This window comes from Pseudomonas sp. CVAP#3, assembly GCF_018986375.1.
GTDB lineage: Bacteria > Pseudomonadota > Gammaproteobacteria > Pseudomonadales > Pseudomonadaceae > Aquipseudomonas > Aquipseudomonas helvetica.
On record NZ_JAHMSC010000009.1, the window covers coordinates 95,490 to 116,937 of the forward strand.

General features: G+C 58.7%; 17 protein-coding genes. 9 read left to right on the forward strand and 8 right to left on the reverse strand.

The window, feature by feature from the left end; genetic code table 11:
- Window positions 1–63: 63 nt before the first annotated feature.
- Window positions 64–555 carry a GreA/GreB family elongation factor gene (locus tag KRR23_RS17030; protein ID WP_019691604.1) on the forward strand — a complete coding sequence of 164 codons (492 nt, stop codon included), beginning with the start codon at window positions 64–66 and terminating at the stop codon, window positions 553–555.
- A gap of 90 nt (window positions 556–645) precedes the next feature.
- Here KRR23_RS17030 and ettA read toward each other — a convergent pair whose 3' ends face one another.
- Window positions 646–2,310: an energy-dependent translational throttle protein EttA gene (gene ettA, locus KRR23_RS17035; protein WP_216743442.1), complete on the reverse strand. Its 1,665-nt coding sequence runs from the start codon at window positions 2,308–2,310 to the stop codon at window positions 646–648.
- Window positions 2,311–2,595: 285 nt separating this feature from the next.
- Here ettA and KRR23_RS17040 point away from each other — a divergent pair, with 285 nt between their 5' ends.
- The 5 genes from KRR23_RS17040 (at window position 2,596) to KRR23_RS17060 (ending at window position 11,088) form a co-directional block, all read left to right on the forward strand.
- Complete coding sequence (locus KRR23_RS17040) at window positions 2,596–6,444, forward strand: bifunctional diguanylate cyclase/phosphodiesterase (protein ID WP_216743443.1); 3,849 nt, start codon at window positions 2,596–2,598, stop codon at window positions 6,442–6,444.
- A 278-nt stretch (window positions 6,445–6,722) separates the two neighbouring features.
- Window positions 6,723–7,976, forward strand: a complete 1,254-nt coding sequence (gene glyA, locus KRR23_RS17045; protein WP_123583177.1) for a serine hydroxymethyltransferase — start codon at window positions 6,723–6,725, stop codon at window positions 7,974–7,976.
- A gap of 259 nt (window positions 7,977–8,235) precedes the next feature.
- Complete coding sequence (locus KRR23_RS17050; RefSeq protein WP_216743444.1) at window positions 8,236–9,549, forward strand: C4-dicarboxylate transporter DctA; 1,314 nt, start codon at window positions 8,236–8,238, stop codon at window positions 9,547–9,549.
- Window positions 9,550–9,615: 66 nt separating this feature from the next.
- Entirely contained in the window at window positions 9,616–10,320 is a 705-nt protein-coding gene (locus KRR23_RS17055; RefSeq protein ID WP_216743445.1) for a FadR/GntR family transcriptional regulator, read from the forward strand.
- A gap of 45 nt (window positions 10,321–10,365) precedes the next feature.
- Window positions 10,366–11,088 (forward strand): GntR family transcriptional regulator, encoded by a 723-nt coding sequence (locus KRR23_RS17060; protein ID WP_216743446.1) that lies wholly within the window; start codon window positions 10,366–10,368, stop codon window positions 11,086–11,088.
- A gap of 104 nt (window positions 11,089–11,192) precedes the next feature.
- Here KRR23_RS17060 and yjiA read toward each other — a convergent pair whose 3' ends face one another.
- The 3 genes from yjiA to KRR23_RS17075 form a co-directional block, all read right to left on the reverse strand.
- Window positions 11,193–12,164 carry a GTPase gene (gene yjiA, locus KRR23_RS17065; protein WP_216743447.1) on the reverse strand — a complete coding sequence of 324 codons (972 nt, stop codon included), beginning with the start codon at window positions 12,162–12,164 and terminating at the stop codon, window positions 11,193–11,195.
- Window positions 12,165–12,286: 122 nt separating this feature from the next.
- On the reverse strand, window positions 12,287–12,484 hold the full coding sequence (locus KRR23_RS17070) for a YbdD/YjiX family protein (protein WP_010448516.1): 198 nt from the start codon (window positions 12,482–12,484) through the stop codon (window positions 12,287–12,289).
- Window positions 12,485–12,499: 15 nt separating this feature from the next.
- Window positions 12,500–14,566: a carbon starvation CstA family protein gene (locus KRR23_RS17075; RefSeq protein ID WP_216743448.1), complete on the reverse strand. Its 2,067-nt coding sequence runs from the start codon at window positions 14,564–14,566 to the stop codon at window positions 12,500–12,502.
- Between the two features lie 148 nt (window positions 14,567–14,714).
- On the opposite strand from KRR23_RS17075, the gene KRR23_RS17080 reads away from it, so the two are divergent.
- Window positions 14,715–15,095 (forward strand): PilZ domain-containing protein, encoded by a 381-nt coding sequence (locus KRR23_RS17080; RefSeq protein WP_216743449.1) that lies wholly within the window; start codon window positions 14,715–14,717, stop codon window positions 15,093–15,095.
- Window positions 15,096–15,129: 34 nt separating this feature from the next.
- Here KRR23_RS17080 and radA read toward each other — a convergent pair whose 3' ends face one another.
- The 3 genes from radA to katB all read right to left on the reverse strand — a co-directional run bounded on the left by radA (window position 15,130) and on the right by katB (window position 18,702).
- Window positions 15,130–16,497 (reverse strand): DNA repair protein RadA, encoded by a 1,368-nt coding sequence (gene radA, locus KRR23_RS17085; RefSeq protein ID WP_019691594.1) that lies wholly within the window; start codon window positions 16,495–16,497, stop codon window positions 15,130–15,132.
- Window positions 16,498–16,542: 45 nt separating this feature from the next.
- Window positions 16,543–17,097: an ankyrin repeat domain-containing protein gene (locus KRR23_RS17090; protein ID WP_216743450.1), complete on the reverse strand. Its 555-nt coding sequence runs from the start codon at window positions 17,095–17,097 to the stop codon at window positions 16,543–16,545.
- A 63-nt stretch (window positions 17,098–17,160) separates the two neighbouring features.
- On the reverse strand, window positions 17,161–18,702 hold the full coding sequence (katB, locus tag KRR23_RS17095) for a catalase KatB (protein ID WP_216743451.1): 1,542 nt from the start codon (window positions 18,700–18,702) through the stop codon (window positions 17,161–17,163).
- Window positions 18,703–18,987: 285 nt separating this feature from the next.
- Here katB and mscL point away from each other — a divergent pair, with 285 nt between their 5' ends.
- Window positions 18,988–19,401, forward strand: a complete 414-nt coding sequence (gene mscL, locus KRR23_RS17100; RefSeq protein ID WP_216743452.1) for a large-conductance mechanosensitive channel protein MscL — start codon at window positions 18,988–18,990, stop codon at window positions 19,399–19,401.
- A 45-nt stretch (window positions 19,402–19,446) separates the two neighbouring features.
- Here mscL and KRR23_RS17105 read toward each other — a convergent pair whose 3' ends face one another.
- Window positions 19,447–20,223 carry a ferredoxin--NADP reductase gene (locus KRR23_RS17105; RefSeq protein ID WP_216743453.1) on the reverse strand — a complete coding sequence of 259 codons (777 nt, stop codon included), beginning with the start codon at window positions 20,221–20,223 and terminating at the stop codon, window positions 19,447–19,449.
- Between the two features lie 343 nt (window positions 20,224–20,566).
- Here KRR23_RS17105 and KRR23_RS17110 point away from each other — a divergent pair, with 343 nt between their 5' ends.
- Window positions 20,567–21,283, forward strand: a complete 717-nt coding sequence (locus tag KRR23_RS17110; RefSeq protein ID WP_216743454.1) for an autoinducer binding domain-containing protein — start codon at window positions 20,567–20,569, stop codon at window positions 21,281–21,283.
- The last annotated feature ends 165 nt before the right edge of the window (window positions 21,284–21,448 follow it).

Sequence of the window (21,448 nt, forward strand, 5' to 3'; positions counted from 1 at the left end):
CGGACAACCTTCGAAACCAGAAGCCTGCGACGATGGCCGAAACCCCATTCAGGGAGAACCGCCATGAGCCGCGCTTTCGTCAATGAAGATAACGCCACCCCACAAGCCGACCAACCGGTTGAACGCCAGGTCAGCACGCAGCCCAACTACGTCACGCCCGAAGGCCTCGCCCTGCTGCAGGCCAAAGTCGCCGAGTTGCAAAACCTGCACGGCGAACAATCGGCCCGCGAGGAGGCTGACCCACAGTGGCTGGCCGATCTCGAGCGTGATTTGCGTTACTTCAAGCAACGCCTGCAAAGCGCTCAAGTAGTGACACCGGCCACTTCCACCAAGAAGGTTCAGATTGGCAGCTGGGTGACCTACGCCGATGAACGGGGCACCGAACGACGCGTGCAACTGGTTGGCGAAGATCAGGCCAATGCCGCCAAAGGCCTGATCAACTGGAGCTCACCGCTGGGACGGGCGCTGCTCGGCGCACAGCTGAACGACGAAGTGCTCTGGCAACGACCGGCCGGCGATCAGTTGATCGAAATCATCCGCATCGAGCCGAACTGAACCGAGCCCTGAGCCCTGAGCCCTGAGCCAGAGAAAGCTCACGCAAAAAAAACGGAGCCCGAAGGCTCCGTTTTTCATGCACCCGGCCGATCAGGCCAGTTTCTTGTGACGCACCCGGTGTGGCTGGGAAGCGGCATCGCCAAGACGCTTTTTGCGGTCGGCTTCGTACTCGGTGTAGTTACCTTCGAAGAACACCGCTTGCGAGTCGTCTTCGTACGCCAGGATGTGAGTCGCGACGCGGTCAAGGAACCACCGATCGTGAGAGATCACAATGGCGGCGCCCGGGAAGTCCAGCAGGGCTTCTTCCAGGGAACGCAGGGTTTCAACGTCGAGGTCGTTGGACGGTTCGTCGAGCAGCAGGACGTTGCCGCCCTCTTTCAGGGTCAGGGCCAGGTGCAAGCGACCACGCTCACCACCGGACAGGTCCTTGACGAACTTCTGCTGATCGCCGCCCTTGAAGTTGAAGCGACCGACATAAGTGCGCGACGGGATCTCGTAGTTGCCGATGCGGATCTGGTCGGAACCGTCGGAGATCTGCTGGAACACGGTCTTGCTGCCGTCCAGGTCTTCGCGGCTCTGGTCGACGCAGGCCAGCTGCACGGTTTCACCGACTTCGATGCTGCCCGAATCCGGTGTTTCCTTGCCCATCAGCATGCGGAACAGCGTGGATTTACCCGCACCGTTACCGCCGATCACGCCGACGATGGCGCCTTTAGGCATGGAGAACGACAGGTTGTCGATCAGCACGCGATCGCCATAGCCCTTGCTGACGTTCTTGAATTCGATGACCTTGTCGCCCAGGCGTGGACCGGCCGGGATGTAGATCTCGTTGGTTTCGCTGCGCTTCTGGAATTCCTGCGATTGCATTTCTTCGAAGCGTTGCAGACGCGCCTTGGATTTCGACTGACGGGCCTTGGCGCCTTTGCGCACCCACTCCAGTTCTTCCTTCATGGCCTTTTCATGGGCCGACTGCTGTTTGGATTCGGCGGCCAGACGATCGGACTTGGCTTCAAGCCAGCCCGAATAGTTGCCCTCGTAAGGAATACCGGCGCCGCGGTCGAGTTCCAGAATCCAGCCGGCGACGTTGTCCAGGAAGTAACGGTCGTGCGTGATCGCAACCACGGTACCCGGGAAGTCATGGAGGAAATGCTCCAGCCAGGCCACGGAGTCGGCGTCCAGGTGGTTGGTCGGTTCGTCGAGCAGCAGCATGTCCGGTGCGGACAGCAGCAGGCGGCACAGGGCCACACGACGCTTTTCACCACCGGACAGGTGTTCGATCCTGGCATCCCAGGCCGGCAGACGCAGCGCATCGGCGGCGACTTCCAGCTGGCGATCCAGGTTGTGACCGTCGCCCGCCTGCAGGATGGCTTCGAGCTTGGCCTGTTCGGCGGCCAGTTTGTCGAAGTCGGCATCCGGGTCGGCGTATTCGGCGTAGACCTGATCCAGGCGAGCTTGCGCATCCTTGATCACGCTGACCGCTTCCTCGACCACGTCACGCACGGTCTTGGTCGGATCCAGCAGCGGCTCTTGCGGCAGGTAGCCGATATTCAGTTCCGGCATCGGACGGGCTTCGCCGTCGAACTCGGTGTCGACACCGGCCATGATTTTCAACAGTGTGGATTTACCCGAGCCGTTGAGGCCGAGCACGCCGATCTTGGCGCCCGGGAAGAACGACAGTGAAATGTTTTTCAGGATTTCCCGCTTCGGCGGAACAACTTTGCCCAGCCGATGCATGGTGAAGACGTATTGAGCCATGGAGAACCTAGGGTCAGTGACTGATGAATATAAGCACGGGCGAAGCCCGGGCCAGGCCATACGCGCCGCCAGCGATTGATCGCTATCAATTCGTGCGCGCGAAAAAAGCCTGAGTCTAAGAGCTGGAACGCTCCCGCGTAACCGGCAAAGCTACCTTAATGATGAAAGGCAGTCCAGCCGAGAGGGGCTGGCACTTTGCCACAGCTCAAGGCATGCTAGCCGCCCTCCGGGCGTCCGGCTTATAGTGCACGTCGCGCCAATCCAGCCAAACCGCAGGATCACAGTTTGTCCAATGTCACTCCGCCTTCGTCCGTGAGCGCACTGAGTCCTGCGACCGGATCGCCCCTGCGCGGCACCTTGAAAGGTGCATTGGCGACGCTTGTCCTGCTGTTGATCGGATTGCTGCTCTGGCAGTTGTTCGACCAACTGAGCGAAACCCAGAACAGCCAGCGCCAGTACACCATTGACTACACCGCCGATCTGGCCGCGCAAGTCAGCCTGAACATGACACTCAACGCCCAGATCGCACTGAATCTGCTACCGATCGTCGAAAAACCGCAGACCGTTGATCAGCAACAGGCGCTGCTGCGCAAACTGCAGCAATCGCTGCCTGATTTACTCAGCCTCGCGCTGCTCAGCCCCTCGGGAAAAATCCTCAGTGACAGCGCCAGCGACAGCCAGGATGCCGACTACCTGAGCGAGCTGGTCCGGCGCAGTCACGCGCAGGCGCATTACTTCAGCAACGCCAACGACGGCTCGGTGGTGCACCTGTTGCTGCACCAGGCCAGCGGAAACACGCGCGGCTACTGGGTCTTGCGCCTGCGGCCGACTTTTTTCTCTTCACTGACCAAACAGAGTGACACAGGAATCCGTCCGCTGTGGGTGGTGGAAAACCGCATCAACCAACAGATCATCAGCCGCGACGACGGATTACCTTCGAACAAACCGGACACGGTAAACGCCAATGACCTGGCGAACAGCGTACTGGTCGTACCACTCAGTAACAGCGACTGGCAATTACGCGGACTGTTTGACCGGCAACGAGTGTTCGAACAATTGCTGCCAGTGTTTATCGGCAAATGCCTGCTGGGTTTGGCCTTCTCGCTGCTACCACTCATCGCATTGTTGAATATGCGCCGACGCCAGCGTCAGGTGCACGACGGACGTCGGCGCTATCGGGACATTTTCGACGGCACCGGTGTTGCGCTCTGCGTACTGGATCTCTCCGGACTCAAAGCCTGCCTCGACAAGGCGCAACTGCACACCAGCGAGCAATTGCAGCGGTGGCTGGAGAACGCCGAACAACGCCGACAGTTGCTACAAGAGTTGCGCATCACCGAGGTCAACCAGGTCGCCTTGCACCTGCTCAACGTCCAGTCCAGCGAGCAAGCCTGGAAGCTGCTGATCGAAGGCGGGCCACTGGATGGCAATGCCATCGGCAACCAGTTGCTCGATGCCGTGCTCAACCAGCAGAAACAGCTGGAACTGGAGATCAAGCTCAGGGACACCCAGGGCCACGACCAGCATCTGTGGCTGGTGTTGCATTTGCCACAAGCACAGCACGACGCCAAAGCGGTGATCCTCAGCATCAGCGATATCACCAGCCGTAAAATTGTCGAGTTGTCGCTGCTGGAGCGTGAAGGTTTCTGGTCGGATGTCGTGCGTACCGTCCCCGATCATCTCTACGTGCAGGACGTGATCAGCCAGCGGATGATTTTCAGTAACCACCACCTGGGCCAGACGCTGGGTTACAACAAAACCGAACTGCACCAGATGGGCGAATACTTCTGGGAGATTCTGCTGCACCCCGAAGATGCCGATCACTACCACCGCTTGCGTCAGGAACAGCGCCAGGCCGGATACACCCAACTGATGCAGTGCCAGTTGCGTTTTCGCCACCGCGACGGCAAATGGCGGCGTTTCGAAATCCGCGAACAGGCGCTGGCGCGGGACAAACATGACCAGGTCACCCGCATCATTGGCGTGGCCAAAGACATTACCGATCAGATCGAAGCCAGCGAATCCTTGCGCGACAGCGAGCAGCGTTACCGGATGCTCGCTGAAAGCATCAGCGACGTGATTTTCTCCACCGACAGCAAACTCTCGCTCAATTACGTCAGCCCGTCGGTGAACGCCGTGCTCGGCTATGACGTTGACTGGATTTTCCAGAACGGCTGGCAATCTACCATCGCCAACCCGCAACAATTGACCGGCATCTACAGTCTGATGGAGCGGGTCAGCAAGGCTCTGGATAAACCCGAGCAACTGGCGCAACTGCGCAGCCAGGTGCAAACCCAGCTGTTCCTGTTCGACTGTTTGCGCGCCGACGGGCGCAAAATCCCGATCGAACTGCGCCTGGTCCTGGTCTGGGATGAACATGGCGCGTTCGAAGGTGTGCTCGGGGTCGGTCGCGATATCAGCCAGCAGCGCCGCGCCGAGAAAGACCTGCGCATGGCGGCCACGGTTTTCGAGCACTCGACGTCGGCGATTCTGATCACCGACCCGGCCGGCTACATCGTGCAGGCCAACGAAGCCTTCAGCCGTGTCAGCGGTTACGAAGTGGCGCAGGTCCTCGACCAGCTACCGAACATGCTGACCGTCGATGATCAGCAGGAGGCCCACCTGCGCTATGTGCTCAAGCAACTGCACCAGCACAGCACTTGGGAAGGCGAAGTCTGGCTCAAGCGCCGCAACGGTGAACACTACCCGGCGTGGGTCGGCATTACGGCGGTACTCGATGACGAAGGCGACCTCGCCAGCTACGTGTGCTTCTTCAGTGACATCAGCGAGCGCAAGGCCAGCGAACAGCGGATTCACCGCCTCGCCTACTATGACGCCCTGACCCACCTGCCCAACCGCACCTTGTTCCAGGACCGGTTGCACACCGCGCTGCAATCGGCGGAGCGGCAGAAGTCGTGGGTCGTGCTGATGTTCCTCGATCTCGACCGTTTCAAGCCGATCAACGACTCCCTCGGCCACGCCGCCGGCGACCGCATGCTCAAGGAAATGGCCACCCGCCTGCTCGCTTGCGTCGACAATGACGACACGGTGGCGCGCATGGGTGGCGATGAGTTCACCTTGCTCCTGCAACCGCGTGCCAGCCGCGAGATCGCGCTGAACCGGGCGATTCATGTGGCCGAACAAATCCTTGCCAGCCTGGTGAAGCCGTTTGTCCTCGAAGGCCGCGAGTTCTTTGTCACCGCCAGTATCGGCATCGCCTTGAGTCCGCAGGACGGCAATGAACTGAGCCAGTTGATGAAGAACGCCGACACAGCGATGTACCACGCCAAGGAGCGCGGCAAGAACAACTTCCAGTTCTATCAGGCGGACATGAACGCCAGCGCCCTGGAGCGCCTGGAACTGGAAAGCGACCTGCGCCACGCCCTTGAGCAAAACGAATTCGTCCTGTATTACCAACCGCAATTCAGCGGCGACGGTAAACGCCTGACCGGCGCCGAAGCCCTGCTGCGCTGGCGGCATCCACGTCGCGGACTGGTGCCACCGGGAGACTTCATTCCAGTGCTCGAAGAGCTTGGACTGGTGGTGGATGTCGGTGACTGGGTGATCAGCGAGGCCTGCCGTCAGCTCAAGAGCTGGCACCAGAGCAAGGTCCGTGTTCCGAAAGTCTCGGTGAACATCTCTGCGCGACAGTTCTCCGACGGCCAGCTTGGCACGCGCATCGCCACCATCCTCAAGGACACGGGCCTGCCACCGGCCTGCCTGGAGCTGGAACTGACCGAAAGTATCCTGATGCGTGAAGTCAGCGAAGCCATGCAGATTCTCGCCGGGCTGAAAAACCTCGGCCTGAGCATCGCCGTCGACGACTTCGGCACCGGTTATTCATCGCTGAACTACTTGAAGCAATTCCCGATCGATGTACTGAAAATCGACCGGACCTTCGTCGACGGCCTGCCGTCCGGCGAACAGGACGCGCAGATTGCCCGAGCGATCATTGCCATGGCCCACAGCCTGAACCTGGCGGTGATCGCCGAGGGCGTGGAAACCCACGAACAGCTCGACTTCCTGCGTGAACACGGCTGCGACGAGGTGCAGGGTTATCTGTTTGGCCGCCCGATGCCGGCGGCGCATTTCGAAGCGCAGTTCAGCAATGATGCGTTGTTCATGTTCGACTGAGATCTTTGTGGCGAGGGAGCTTGCTCCCGCCGGCCGGTCCGCGCTCGGGCGAAGCAGTCGCAAAACCACAACCGTGCTCCACCTGACACACCACATTCACCCATTTTGGGATCGCTTCGCAATCCAGCGGGAGCAAGCTCCCTCGCCACAGGCGTTATTCGTCGCCCCAATGGCTCATGAACACCACTTGTCTGCGACATGATGTCCTTTCATATGCCAGACAAAACCCATTGAGTTAGAATGCCTTCCTTTTCTGCCCCCGATCCTTGAGGACCGCCATGTTCAGCCGTGATTTGACTATTGCCAAGTACGACGCCGACCTTTTTGCCGCCATGGAGCAAGAAGCTCAGCGCCAGGAAGAACACATTGAGCTGATCGCTTCGGAAAACTACACCAGCCCAGCGGTGATGGAAGCTCAAGGCTCGGTTCTGACCAACAAGTACGCCGAAGGCTACCCAGGCAAGCGCTACTACGGCGGTTGCGAGTACGTCGACGTGGTAGAGCAGCTGGCCATCGACCGCGCCAAGCAACTGTTCGGCGCCGATTACGCCAACGTCCAGCCACACGCCGGCTCGCAAGCCAACAGCGCCGTTTACCTGGCCCTGCTGCAAGCGGGCGACACCATCCTGGGCATGAGCCTGGCCCACGGCGGTCACCTGACCCACGGCGCCAGCGTTTCCTCCTCCGGCAAGCTGTACAACGCCGTGCAGTACGGCATCGACAGCAACGGCCTGATCGACTACGACGAAGTCGAGCGTCTGGCTGTAGAACACAAGCCAAAAATGATCGTGGCCGGTTTCTCTGCCTACTCGCAGATTCTGGACTTCCCACGCTTCCGTGAGATCGCTGACAAGGTTGGCGCCTACCTGTTCGTCGACATGGCTCACGTAGCCGGTCTGGTCGCTGCTGGCGTCTACCCGAACCCGGTTCCATTCGCTGACGTGGTCACCACCACCACCCACAAGACCCTGCGCGGTCCACGTGGCGGCCTGATCCTGGCTCGCGCCAACGCCGACATCGAGAAGAAGCTGAACTCCGCCGTATTCCCGGGTGCCCAGGGCGGCCCGCTGGAACACGTGATCGCCGCTAAAGCGATCTGCTTCAAGGAAGCACTGCAGCCTGAGTTCAAGACCTACCAGCAACAAGTGGTCAAGAACGCCCAGGCCATGGCCGGTGTGTTCATCGAGCGCGGTTTTGACGTGGTCTCCGGCGGTACTGAAAACCACCTGTTCCTGCTGTCGCTGATCAAGCAGGAAATCTCCGGTAAAGACGCCGACGCCGCTCTGGGCAAAGCGTTTATCACCGTGAACAAGAACTCGGTACCGAACGATCCACGCTCCCCGTTCGTCACCTCCGGTCTGCGCTTCGGTACTCCGGCTGTGACCACTCGTGGCTTCAAAGAAGCTGAGTGCAAAGAGCTGGCCGGCTGGATCTGCGACATCCTGGCTGACCTTTCCAACGAAGCGGTGATCGACGCCGTTCGCGAGAAGGTCAAGGCCATCTGCAAGAAGCTGCCGGTATATGGCGCTTAATCAGCCCGCTTGACCGCAGCAAAAAGAAACCGGCCAGTGATGGCCGGTTTTTTTTCGCCTGCGAAACCGCTCAAGATCGGCCCTTACCGCACAACTGGTAAGACCGGTAAAGCCAATTCGTCATTTTCTGCTTGCAGCCCTCTGAAAACAGCGCCTAAACTGCGCCCGCACTGGACATACCGGTAAGACCACAATAATTAAGTCCTGAATCTGATGCGCACAGCGCACGGCACCCAGGACACTCACCAGGACTCCTCCCATGCTCAGATGGTGCTCGCGCTCAATCTTCCTTCAAGTTGTCCTTGGACTGGTGCTCGGCATCATCTGCGGACTGGCCCTTCCCGAATACTCCGCCCAGTTAAAACCCCTCGGCGACGGCTTCATCAAACTGATCAAAATGCTCATCGGCCTGATCGTGTTCTGCGTGGTGGTCAGCGGCATTTCCGGCGCTGGCGATCTGAAAAAGGTCGGACGCATCGGCCTCAAATCGGTGATCTACTTCGAAGTGCTGACCACCGTCGCCCTGGTGATCGGTCTGGTATTCGCGTTCAGCACCGGCATCGGCAGCGGCGCGAACATTCATCTGGATCAGCTTTCCACCGCCGACATGGGCGATATCGCCCAGCGCGGCCAGCACATGCACACCACCACGCAGTTCCTGATGGACCTGATCCCGACCTCGGTGATTGGCGCCTTTGCCGACAACAACATCCTGCAAGTGCTGCTGTTCTCGGTCTTGTTCGGCAGCGCGCTGAACCTGGTGGGTGAAGCGGCGTCGGGAATCTCGCGACTGATCAACGAGCTCAGCCATGTGATCTTCCGCATCATGGGCATGATCGTGCGTCTGGCACCGATTGGTGTGTTTGGTGCGATTGCCTTCACCACCAGCAAATATGGCCTGGATTCGCTGCAACACCTGGGCAGCCTGATCGGCCTGTTCTACCTGACATGTGCAGTGTTCGTGTCGTTGATCCTGGGGCTGGTGATGCGCCTTTCCGGCCTGCGGCTGCTGCCATTTCTCAAGTACCTGCGCGAAGAATTGCTGATCGTCCTGGGCACCGCCTCCTCTGACGCCGTGCTCCCGCAGATCATGCGCAAACTGGAGCACCTGGGCATCGGCAGCTCGACGGTTGGCCTGGTGATTCCCACCGGTTACTCGTTCAACCTCGATGGTTTTTCGATCTACCTGACCCTGGCCATCGTGTTCATCGCCAACGCCACCGGCACACCGCTGGCCATGAGCGATTTGCTGACGATCCTGTTGGTTTCGCTGATCACCTCCAAAGGTGCCCACGGCATTCCCGGCTCGGCCTTGGTGATTCTGGCGGCGACCCTGACCGCGATCCCGGCGATTCCGGTGGTGGGCCTGGTGCTGGTATTGGCGGTGGACTGGTTCATGGGCATCGGCCGGGCACTGACCAACCTGATCGGTAACTGCGTCGCCACCGTGGCCATCGCCCGCTGGGAAAAAGACATCGATATCCAGCGTGCCAACAAGGTACTGTCCGGCGAGCAGGGCTACGCCTTCCAGTCACGTAAATCAGCGACACCGGCACATCAGCAAGAGTTTTGACCGAACGTGTGCCTGTCACTGGCAGGCACAACAATCAGCGTTTTACCGTCTCTCATGGAGCGAACAGTGATCACCTCGTCGACAGTTGTAAATTCAGTGGTTGAAAAGCTTCGTGCCGCGTTGGCGCGCGGGCAGTGGCGCTCTGGCGACATGTTGCCGGGGCAACGCGAACTGGCTGAACAACTGGGTATCAGCCGGCCTAGCCTGCGTGAAGCGGTGATCGTGCTGGAGACCCTCGGCCTGGTGCGCTCCATGCCCGGCAAAGGCGTGGTGGTGCTGGAGGCCAACCTGAACGACGCCCCCGCCAACGACAGTGGCGTAGCCGGCGCCAGTCTCGAGGATGTGCTGCAACTGCGTTACACCCTCGAGCCGTTCATTGTCGGGTTGGTTGCCCAGTCCATCAGCAGCAAGGAAATCGGCCAACTGCGCCTGACGTTGATGGACATGCGCGAAGCCCTCGAAGCCAACGACAGCGAAGCCGGAATGAACGCCTACATCGCGTTCCACGAAGAGCTGTTTACCCTGACCTCGAACCCGATCTTCCAGAACGTTGTGCAGCAAACCAGTAACGCCCTTAAACAGAGCGCCGAGATGCTGCGCAACTCACCAGAACATTTGGCCGAGCGCCTGGAAGAAAACGAAGCCGTGGTACGCGCGATCCGCAACAAGAACAGCGCCCTGGCCAGCGCCGAAATGCGCCGGCACATCCTTCAGGAAGGGAAACGGATGGGCATTGAATTGAACATCCCGGACGACAATCTGGGCCAATAACTGTTTGTAGAACCCCCCTATCGGCAACCGGACTGGAGACTGGCCATGAGTTCCTACGCCTTGAAGAATCCCGTTTTCTCGATTTCCGCCGCCCTGCCCTTGCGCCGCCAGAGCGAAAAGAAGCGTTGCGTCGATGACATCTATCCGCAGATTTTCGACGCCATTCTCGAACAACGCATCGCCCCGGCCAGCCGCTTCACCGAAGAAAGCCTTGGCCAGGCATTCGGCGTCAGCCGCAGTATCATCCGCCAGGTACTGGCGCGTTTGTCCCATCAGCGGGTGGTCATCCTGCGGCCCAATCATCGCCCGCAAGTCGCGGCGCCCGATGCCGAACAAACCCGCCAGATACTCCACGCCCGCAGGCTGACTGAAACCACCCTGGTGCGACTGGCCTGTCAGCAACCGACTTCCCGGCATCTGCCGCAGTTACGCGAACTGATCGAACGCGAACGCCGCTGTATCGAGCAAAACCAGCGTGGGCCCTCCATTCGCCTGTCAGGTGAATTCCATCTGCAACTGGCGCAAGTCGCCGGTAACGCGCCGCTGGCACAATTTCTTGGCAGCCTGGTGCCGCTGACATCGCTGGCTATCGCCTGCTACGAAGAACAGTCGCCCAGTCATTGTGCGTGGCAGGAGCATGCGGCGATTGTCGAGGCGATAGAGCGCGCAGACGCCAAGGCTGCCGTGGGGTTGATGACCGAGCACCTGGATCATCTTGAGAAGAAATTACTGAGCCCGGAATCGGCCCCTGATAGCGTCGCCGGTTAGATCGCCATCGCGGGCAAGCCTTGCTCCTACAAGTGATACGCACGCCTTGTGGGAGCAAGGCGTGCCCGCGATAACAGCCTCAAACACGCGGAAGATATCCGACCTTACTCCGCAGCAACCCGCGCAAACCCCTCGCGAATCTTCTCCTCCGGCAGATCATCGGCAATAAACACGATCACACTTTCCCGCCCTTCATCCTCGGCCCACTCAGTATCCCAGTCAAAACCGTACAACTTCAGTACGCCCTGAAACACCATGCGCCGAGGTTCGCCGACGATGTTCAGCACCCCTTTGTAGCGCAGCAGTTGCTTGCCGTGGTCTTCCAGCAGTTCGTTCATGAACTCGCTGAGCTTGTCGATATCCAGCGGTTTGTCGGTCCGCAGCACCAGGCTCGAGATGCGGTCGATAGACGGCGCCTTGCCCACCGGGCGCAGACTTACGCCACCGCCGAGATCGGCGTTGAGATTGAAACCACGCACGTCGAGCAACTCGGCCAGATCGATCTTGCCGTGTTCAACGACACGGATCGGCGCACGACGATTGATACGGGTCAGACGTTCGCTCAGCGCGCTGAACGTCACCTCGTCGACCAGATCGCGCTTGCTCACCAGCAAGCGGTCGGCAAAGCCGATCTGCGCCTGGGCGATGGTCTGGGTCAAGTGCTGCCCGGCGTGAGCTGCATCGACCAAGGTGATGATGCCGTCGAGGATGTAGCGCTCGCGCAACTCTTCATCGATGAAGAAGGTCTGCGCCACGGGTGCCGGATCGGCCAGGCCGGTGCATTCGATCACCAGGCGGTCGAAGGCGATTTCGCCGCTGTCCAGACGTTCCAGCAACAGGTACAGGGCCTTGGTCAGGTCGGTGTGAATGGTGCAGCAGACGCAGCCGTTGGACAGCGTCATGACTTGCACCGGCTCATCGCCCAAGAGCTGGGTGTCGATGCCGGCGTCGCTGAATTCGTTTTCGATCACGGCGATTTTCAGGCCGTGCTCGGCTTTGAGCAGGTGACGCAGCAACGTGGTTTTGCCGGCGCCGAGGAAACCGCTGAGGACCGTAACAGGGATAGGGGGTAGCAAAAGAAGATCTCCCAAACGCTGAAAAAACTGTAGGAGCACAGCTTGCTGGCGATGGCGTCTTCAAGATCGCTATCGCCAGCAAGCTGTGCTCCTACAGTCGTGTGTTACCTAGACCTCATGCATCAACAGCACTTCGGCCCACCCTTGCCACCATAACGAGCCTCCTGTCGCTCCCGAAAGAACGCCTCGTAGCTCATCACCGGTTTGTCCGGGTGTTTGGTTTGCATATGCTCGACGTAGGTGTCGTAGTCGGGCATGCCGACCATCAGGCGCGCGGCCTGACCGAGGTATTTACCGAGGCGACTCAGGTCATTGAACATGCTTGCAACCCTCGATTACGCTTCTGGAATAGCCTGGAATGGCGATTCTTTATCCGTGCGTTCTTTGCTGCCCCAGGCGGAAATACCGACCTTGATCGCATAGAACAGGATGCTGAAGACCACGAACAGGAACAGCGCCGTCAGCGTTGCGTTGGTGTAGGCGTTGTAGATCACGTGCTGCATCTGCGTGATGTCCTTGGCCGGGGCGAGGATCTGACCGTTGGCCAGGGCATCGCTGTATTTTTTGGCCAGCGACAGGAAGCCGATCGCCGGGTTAGCGTCGAACAGCTTGATGAAGCCTGCGGTGGTGGTGCAGATCAGCAGCCAGGCGGCTGGCAGCAAGGTCACCCAGATGTAGCGTTGGCGTTTCATTTTGATCAGCACCACCGTGCCGAGCATCAGCGCGATACCGGCCAGCATCTGGTTGGAGATACCGAACAGCGGCCACAAGGTGTTGATGCCACCCAGCGGGTCGATCACGCCTTGGTACAGCAGGTAGCCCCACATTGCCACGCAACCGGCGGTCGCGATCAGGTTGGCGGTCCAGGACTCGGTGCGTTTAAGCGCCGGAACGAAGGAGCCAAGCAAATCCTGCAGCATGAAACGCCCGGCACGCGTGCCGGCGTCGACCGCCGTCAGGATGAACAGCGCTTCGAACAGGATCGCGAAGTGGTACCAGAACGCCATGGTGTTTTCACCCGGCAGAACACTGTGCAGGATCTGCGCGATACCGACCGCCAGGGTCGGCGCACCACCGGCACGGGCCAGCACGGTGGTTTCACCGATGTCCTTGGCCACCGCTTGCAGGGCTTCCGGGGTGATCGCAAAGCCCCAGCTGCTGACGGTTTGCGCGACTTGCATCACTTCACCGCCGACGATCGCCGCCGGGCTGTTCATGGCGAAGTAGACACCCGGTTCGATCACCGAAGCCGCCACCATCGCCATGATAGCCACGAAGGACTCCATCAGCATGCCGCCGTAACCGATGTAACGGGCATTGCTTTCGTTATCCAGCAGTTTCGGAGTAGTCCCGGAGGCAATCAGCGCATGGAAACCCGAGACTGCACCGCAGGCAATGGTGATGAACAGGAACGGGAACAACCCGCCTTTCCACACTGGACCGGTGCCGTCGGTGAACTGGGTCAATGCCGGCATTTTCAGCTCGGGCATGGTGATCAGAATGCCGATCGCCAAGGCGACAATGGTACCGATCTTGAGGAAAGTCGAGAGGTAGTCACGTGGCGCCAGGATCAGCCAGACCGGCAATACTGCCGCGACGAAACCGTAGCCGATCAGCATCCAGGTGATCTGGATCCCGGTGAAGGAGAAGGCCTTGGCCCAGACCGGATCAGCGGCGATCTGCCCGCCCAGCCAGATCGAGCCGAGCAACAGCAGCACGCCGACGATGGAGATTTCACCGATGCGGCCCGGGCGGATGTAGCGCATGTACACGCCCATGAACATCGCGATCGGGATGGTCGCCATCACCGTGAAAATGCCCCACGGGCTTTCGGCCAGGGCCTTGACCACGATCAGCGCCAGCACCGCGAGGATGATGATCATGATCAGGAAGCAGCCAAACAGCGCGATGGTCCCGGGAATCTGCCCCATTTCTTCACGGACCATGTCGCCCAGGGAGCGGCCGTTGCGGCGGGTCGACATGAACAGGACCATGAAGTCCTGAACGGCACCGGCCAGTACCACGCCGGCGATCAGCCAGAGCGTGCCAGGCAAATAGCCCATCTGCGCCGCCAACACTGGACCGACTAACGGACCTGCACCCGCGATGGCCGCGAAGTGGTGACCGAAAAGAATGTGTTTGTTGGTTGGCACATAGTCCAGACCGTCGTTGTTGACGACAGCGGGGGTGGCTCGCAGTGGATTGAGCTGCATCACATTATTGGCAATGAACAGACTGTAGTAACGGTAAGCGACCAGGTAGATGGCCACTGCCGCGACCACAATCCACAAGGCATTGATCGCCTCACCGCGGCGCAAGGCCACTACGCCCAGGGCACAGGCACCTACGATTGCCAGCAACAGCCAGGGTAAGTGGCGCAGCGGGCTATTATTATTTTTCATTTTTTTATTCCAGCCAGAGTGGACAAAAAACACAGTCACCCCGAGTTTAGCGCTACTGGCGCCAAAGACCATACCCCGACGTAGGTCCTAGGGTGGCAGCCTGTGCGGATGCCGGTCTATAGTCAGCGAACATCCAGAGGATTGCGCCATGAGGGATCACCCCGCCAATCGCCGCCGCTTCAAACGCATTGCCTTCGATGCCAAAACCGAGCTCAGCCAGGGTGAGTATCGCTGGCCGGTGAAACTGCTCGACCTGTCACTCAAGGGCCTGTTGATCGAACGCCCCGAGCCCTGGCTTGGGGACAAAGAGAAGATGTTTTCGGTCGACATTCACTTGAGCAAGGACGCCGAGATCCGCATGGACGTACAGCTGTCCCATGACAATAACCACCAGCTGGGCTTCGTCTGTCGGTACATCGGCCTGGAGTCCGTCAGCAGCCTGCGACGACTGGTCGAACTCAATACGGGTGATCAGGCCGAGCTTGAGCGGGAACTGAGTGCGCTGATCCACATTGGACCACTCTCGTAGGAGCTGCCGCAGGCTGCTCCTACGAGGGCTGGGTTTATTCAAATAAAGCGTCCAGAGCCTGTTCAAGTCGCGTCACCGCGATGATCCGCAACCCGGCGGGCGCTTCCTTCGGCGCATTGCCCTTGGGCACGATGGCGCGTTTGAAACCGTGCTTGGCGGCTTCCTTCAAGCGCTCCTGACCGCTTGGCACCGGCCGCACTTCACCGGACAAGCCAACCTCGCCGAACACCAGCAGATCATGAGGCAATGGCCGATTGCGCAGGCTGGACATCACGGCCGCCATCAACGCCAGGTCGGACGCCGTTTCCAGCACCTTGACCCCGCCGACCACGTTGAGGAACACGTCCTGGTCGTGAGTCGGTATGCCACCATGACGGTGCAGCACCGCCAACAGCATGGCCAGGCGATTCTGATCCAGGCCGAGGGTGACACGGCGTGGGTTGGCCAGGTGGCTGTCGTCCACCAGTGCCTGAACTTCCACCAGCATCGGTCGCGTGCCTTCCCACGTCGCCATCACTACGCTGCCCGGCACTTCTTCCTGCGCGCGGGTGAGGAAAATCGCCGAAGGGTTGGAGACTTCCTTCAGGCCCTTGTCGGTCATACCGAACACGCCCAACTCATTGACCGCACCGAAGCGGTTTTTCACCGCACGCAACAGACGCAGGCGTCCATCCGACTCGCCTTCGAAATACAGCACCGTGTCGACCATGTGCTCCAGCACTCTGGGACCTGCCAATGCGCCTTCTTTAGTCACGTGGCCGACGAGGAAAATCGCCGTGCCGCTCTGTTTCGCGTAACGCACCAACAGCGCCGCACTTTCGCGAACCTGAGAGACGCCGCCCGGTGCCGATTGCAGTTGTTCGGTGAAAATCGTCTGGATCGAGTCGATCACCATGACCTTGGGCTTTTCCACCCGTGCCGTGGCGATAATGGTTTCGATGCAGGTTTCGGTCATGACTCGCAGTTGATCTTGCGGCAAGCCCAGACGTCGAGCGCGCATGGCCACTTGCTGCTGGGACTCTTCGCCCGTGACATAGAGCGCCGGCATCCGGGTTGCGAGGTTGCACAGGGTTTGCAGAAGGATGGTTGACTTGCCGATCCCCGGATCACCGCCGATCAGCACCACCGAGCCGTCGACCAGGCCGCCACCGAGCACCCGATCCAGCTCACCGGACGCGGTGGAGAAACGTGGAATTTCTTCGACACTGACTTCGGCCAGCGTCTTGATCTGCGCCTGCTGCCCGGCCCAGCCGGTGCGACCGCTGGGGGCAGCAGCACCGCCACTTTCCACCAGGGTTTCGGTCAGGGTGTTCCAGGCCCCGCATTCGCCGCATTGGCCGGCCCACTTGGGGAAGGTCGAGCCGCACTCGGTGCAGCCGTACATGCGCTTTGCCTTGGCCATCTGAACTCCCGGAAAAAACCGCGATGATAGCTCAGCTGGACACGATCAGCGCGGCGCCGCGGTACGGATTTCGCCCGCGGCCAGACGCGCGGCGCTGTTACCTAGCGGATCCTCGGCATTCAGGTCGGCACCCTTGGCAGCCAAGGCGTCGAGCAACTCGACCCGTTTGAACAGGCCCGCATACATCGCCGCTGTCTGGCCTGCGCCATTACGTTGCTCCGGGCTGCAATCGGTCGCCAACAGTCGCCGGGCGATTTGCACTTCGCCCTTGAAGATCGCCCCCATCAGCGCCGTGTTGCCGCGCAGGTCCTGGGCGCAGGCATTGGCCCCGGCGCCGAGCAAGCGCTCTACCGCTGCAGACTGACCGTGGTAAGCCGCCAGGATCAACGCGGTGTAGCCCTTGCTGTCGCGAGTCTCGAGGGAATAGCCCGCCTCGATGAACGTCTCGAGCATCGGCACGTCACCGCGACGAGCGGCGTCAAAGTAGTAATCCTGCAATTGCGCCTTGAGCGCTACCGGATCCTTGGTCAGGTCGGCACCCGGCTCTGCATAAACGCTGCACGCCAGGCTGGCCAGAAACAGGCAAAGATACATTCGCATGGCACAGCTCCTGGGCTCTCGCACGGCACTGAGTCGTGCGAGAGCCGGTTGAGGCAATGACGATCAGTCGACCAGTTTGTCCGCGAGCGCCTTGACGCGACTCAGATCCCCCTTGGCGACCTTGGTCACGCCAGTGCCATATTCCGGGTCAGCCTTATAGAGGTAGGACAGAATGATGTGCTTGCTTTCGTCATCCGTGGTGGCCAGCGAGCCACCAAAACTTTCGATCAGGTCGCTGCGCTCCTTCTTGCTGAACGAACGATACAGATCGCCGGCCTGCTTGAAGTTTTGCTCGCGCTGGATCTTCGCCTGTTGGGTCGTACCCGACAGCGCCGACTGGCTGTAGCGTGCCGCTTGAGGTTCCTCACGCGACTCCAGACGACTCGGCTGATAGTTCACACCGCCGCTGCTGCGACCCGTGTTCATCGCTCCGTCCTGGTTACCGTTGTTCACCGTTACTTTTGGTGCATTGATCGGTAACTGCAACGCATTGGCGCCCAGGCGATACAGTTGCGTATCGGCATAAGAGAACACTCGACCTTGCAACAAACGATCTTCCGAAGGTTCAATTCCCGGCACTAGATTGGCTGGCGCCATGGCAACTTGTTCGGTTTCCTGAAAGACATTCGCAGGATTACGATTGAGCACCATTTGTCCAACTTTTCGCTCAGGGATACCCGGCCAGATCTTGGTAGCATCCAAAGGATCGAAGTCAAACTTGTACAGGTCTTGCGGTTTTAGAACCTGAATGTACAAGTCCCACTTTGGAAAGTCGCCTTTATTGATATGTGCCACCAAGTCATTGGTCATATGACTGTAGTCTTGCCCCTGAACCTTGGTAACAGCTTGTGGGTCAAGGTTATTAATCCCCTGCAAACTCTTCCAATGAAACTTCACATAACTGACTTCGCCTTTGGCATTGACCAATTTATAGGCGTGAACTCCATTACCGTCCATTTCCCGGTAACTCGCCGGCGTACCGGAGTTGGAATACAACTCGGTCAACGTCCGAGTGGCTTCCGGGACATGGGAAAAGAAGTCGAACCGGCGTGAGTCATCATCCAGGTTGGTGCGAGGGTCTGGCTTGAAGGCGTGGACCATGTCCGGGAATTTGATCGCATCGCGGATGAAAAAGGTCGGGAAGTTATTGCCGACCAGGTCCCAGTTGCCGTCTGCGGTATAGAACTTGGTGGCAAAGCCTCGTGGGTCGCGCAGGGTTTCCGGGGAATGGTTGCCGTGCACCACCGCAGAAAACCGCACGAACACCGGCGTCGTCTGGCCAGCGGCAAAGACTTTGGCCTTGGTCAGGTCACTGAGATCATCGGTTACCGTGAAACTGCCATGGGCACCCGTGCCGCGGGCATGTACGACCCGCTCCGGGATGCGTTCGCGGTCAAAGCGCTGGAGTTTCTGGATCAGTTGCACGTCCTGCAACAGCACCGGACCAGTGGCCCCCGCGGTCTGCGAGTTCTGGTTATCACCCACGGCGGCGCCGTTATCGCGGGTCAGGGTCGCCGCGTGAACGGAGAATGACAGCAGGCTGGCGGTCAAGACGCCGAATACACGGCGATGGGAAAAAGCCCCTCGGCTAATGGCGGTGGTCATGTCGAACTCCTCTGGTTTTGTGCAGCGCATCCAGGTGCGCTGAACAGAGGCTAATGACCAGACAGTCAAAACATAAATAGAAAGAACACAACGAGTCGATTGAGAGTTTTTTCTGGTCTATCTGTGGGGTGGCGGGTATTTCGCGCGCGATTGATGGCACTTTGAAAACTATTTACCGCCAATCGGGTCGATAGCAGCGAACGCTATAAGAAGTTGTGTCGAGCAAGAGCCGACGTGCTGATTTACACTGCGTTCACCAACCTCATCTGTAACAAGGAATAACCTATGGGCGTGATAAGTGAGTTCAAGGCCTTCGCGGTCAAAGGTAATGTGGTCGACATGGCCGTCGGTATTATCATCGGCGCCGCGTTCGGCAAGATCGTTTCGTCGTTTGTCGGCGATGTTGTCATGCCGCCAATCGGCCTGCTGATCGGTGGGGTGGACTTCGCGGACCTGGCGGTCACGCTGAAAGCGGCACAGGGCACTGTCCCGGCCGTGGTGCTGGCCTACGGTAAATTCATCCAGAGCATTATCGACTTCCTGATCGTCGCGTTCGCAATCTTCATGGGTGTGAAAGCCATCAACCGCCTGAAGCGTGAAGAAGCGGTGGCGCCAAGCCTGCCGCCGGTTCCGACCAAGGAAGAAGAACTGTTGAGCGAGATTCGCGACCTGCTCAAAGCGCAGAACAATAAGCCCTGAAGGCTGGGTTGCGAAATAAACGGCGCCTGATGGCGTCGTTTTTCATTACCAGTAATTTTCCACAGCCACCTGACCAGGTCGCCGAGTCAGACTCAGTTGCATGTCACGCGCTTTCAGCAAGTTGCGCGTGTCATCGATCATCTGCGGGTTTCCACAGAGCATCACTCGCGAATGTTCGGCCGTGATGGCGACCCCAGCCACCCGCTCCAGCTCGCCATTTTTGATCAACTGGGTGATACGCCCGCTCAACGCTTGCGGATGCGGCTCACGGGTGACCGTGGTGATAAATTGCAATTTATGGGCGTGCTCCGCCAAATACTCACGCTCTTCCAACTCAGCAATCAGCGCCTGATAAGCCAGTTCCCGCGTTTCGCGCACGCTATACACCAGAATGATTCGCTCGAATTTCTCCCAGACCTCGAAGTCCTGCAGGATCGACAGAAACGGCGCAATACCCGTCCCTGTGGACAATAACCAGAGATCACGCCCATCGACGAAGCGGTCAAGGGTCAGGAAACCAAAGGCCTGACGGTCGACCATCAAGGTATCGCCCACCTCCAGACGACTCAGCTCGCTGGTAAATTCGCCACCCGGAACGACGATGGAAAAGAACTCAAGAAACTCGTCATGGGGTGAAGAGACCATGGAATAGGCGCGCCATACCGTGCTGCCGTCAGCCTTGGTAACCCCTAAGCGGGCGAATTGCCCGGCACGAAAACGAAAACCCGGATCTCGCGTGGTACGTAGCGTGAACAGGCTGGGCGTCAGTGGCTGGACATCGAGCAGGGTTTGTCGGGTGAACTTCTCTGCGCTGGCGGTCATGGGGCGCTCCATAGATCTGGTTGCTCCAGTGTCCCGCAAAGCCGGACGAAGAAACACCGCCGATTTGTAGTGGTATTAATCAACAGATGACTAACTGTTAACTAAAGAGTTAAAGGCAGGGTTCGCAACCTGAAGATAAAGATAGTTTTAATATCTCTACAGATGACGGAGGAAATCGCATGGTCTGTACAGGTACTGTTTCTCTAATAACCGGTTATTTATTTTGCGAACCTATCAAGAGCAAAAAACTCACTTCGCACCTGTAGGATTTACCCTACACTGGCAACGTACCAATTTTGGATCCAATAAATACCTACGAAGCGAAACACAGGGAGCAGTTTGTATGGATACTTGGAAGGAGACTCGGTTAAAACAGCTGATCTATGAGTCAAACCTTGAAAAGGCTTATAAGATAGCACTTGGCTTCTTTAATAATCTTGGCTACGAATATTGTGCGTTTTCAATGACTTCTCATGCGCCAAATCATTGTGACAATGACCTGAACCTTAATAATTACTCACCTGACTGGAACACACGTTATGAACAAAACAACTACTGCGCGATAGACCCAATAGTAGCTCATTGCAATCACTCAATGCTGCCCATTCTCTGGGACATTAATACCTTCACCAACGTCCCCGGTCTACGGCGCGCACTCGCGGGTCAAGGCATGCAGCACGGTTGGTCGCTGCCGGTACATGACCTGAACAACCATAGCAGCGGCATGCTCTGCGTCGCCCGAAGCCATTGCCGTATCACAGCTTATGAACTCTATGAAAACCTCGGTTATGCAACGTTCATCAGCCATAAGCTGCATGTCCTCGCGATGCAAAAGCTGGCCTGCAAGAATCCGGACGGCTTGAGCACGACTCAATTATCGACGCGGGAAATGGAGGTGCTGAAGTGGTCTGCGCAAGGCAAGACCGCATTTGAAATCGGGCGCATCCTAAACATCACCGCACGTACGGTAAATTTCCACATGTGCAATGCGATCAAGAAACTGGGTGTCACCAACAAAATTTCTGCGGTGGTGCAGGCCGCGAAGTGCAGATATATCTGAGCCTGACCCAATACCAGTGCTTGTCTGCGCTGACCACGACGGAAAACCTGCGAGTAATCCGACGGAAAAAAAAGTACCATTTACGCCCTTTCTGAGTGATGAAGCGAACGACACCGCAACGCAGTCCACTCAGACGATCCCGTCCAGCATTGAATACGTGCAAAA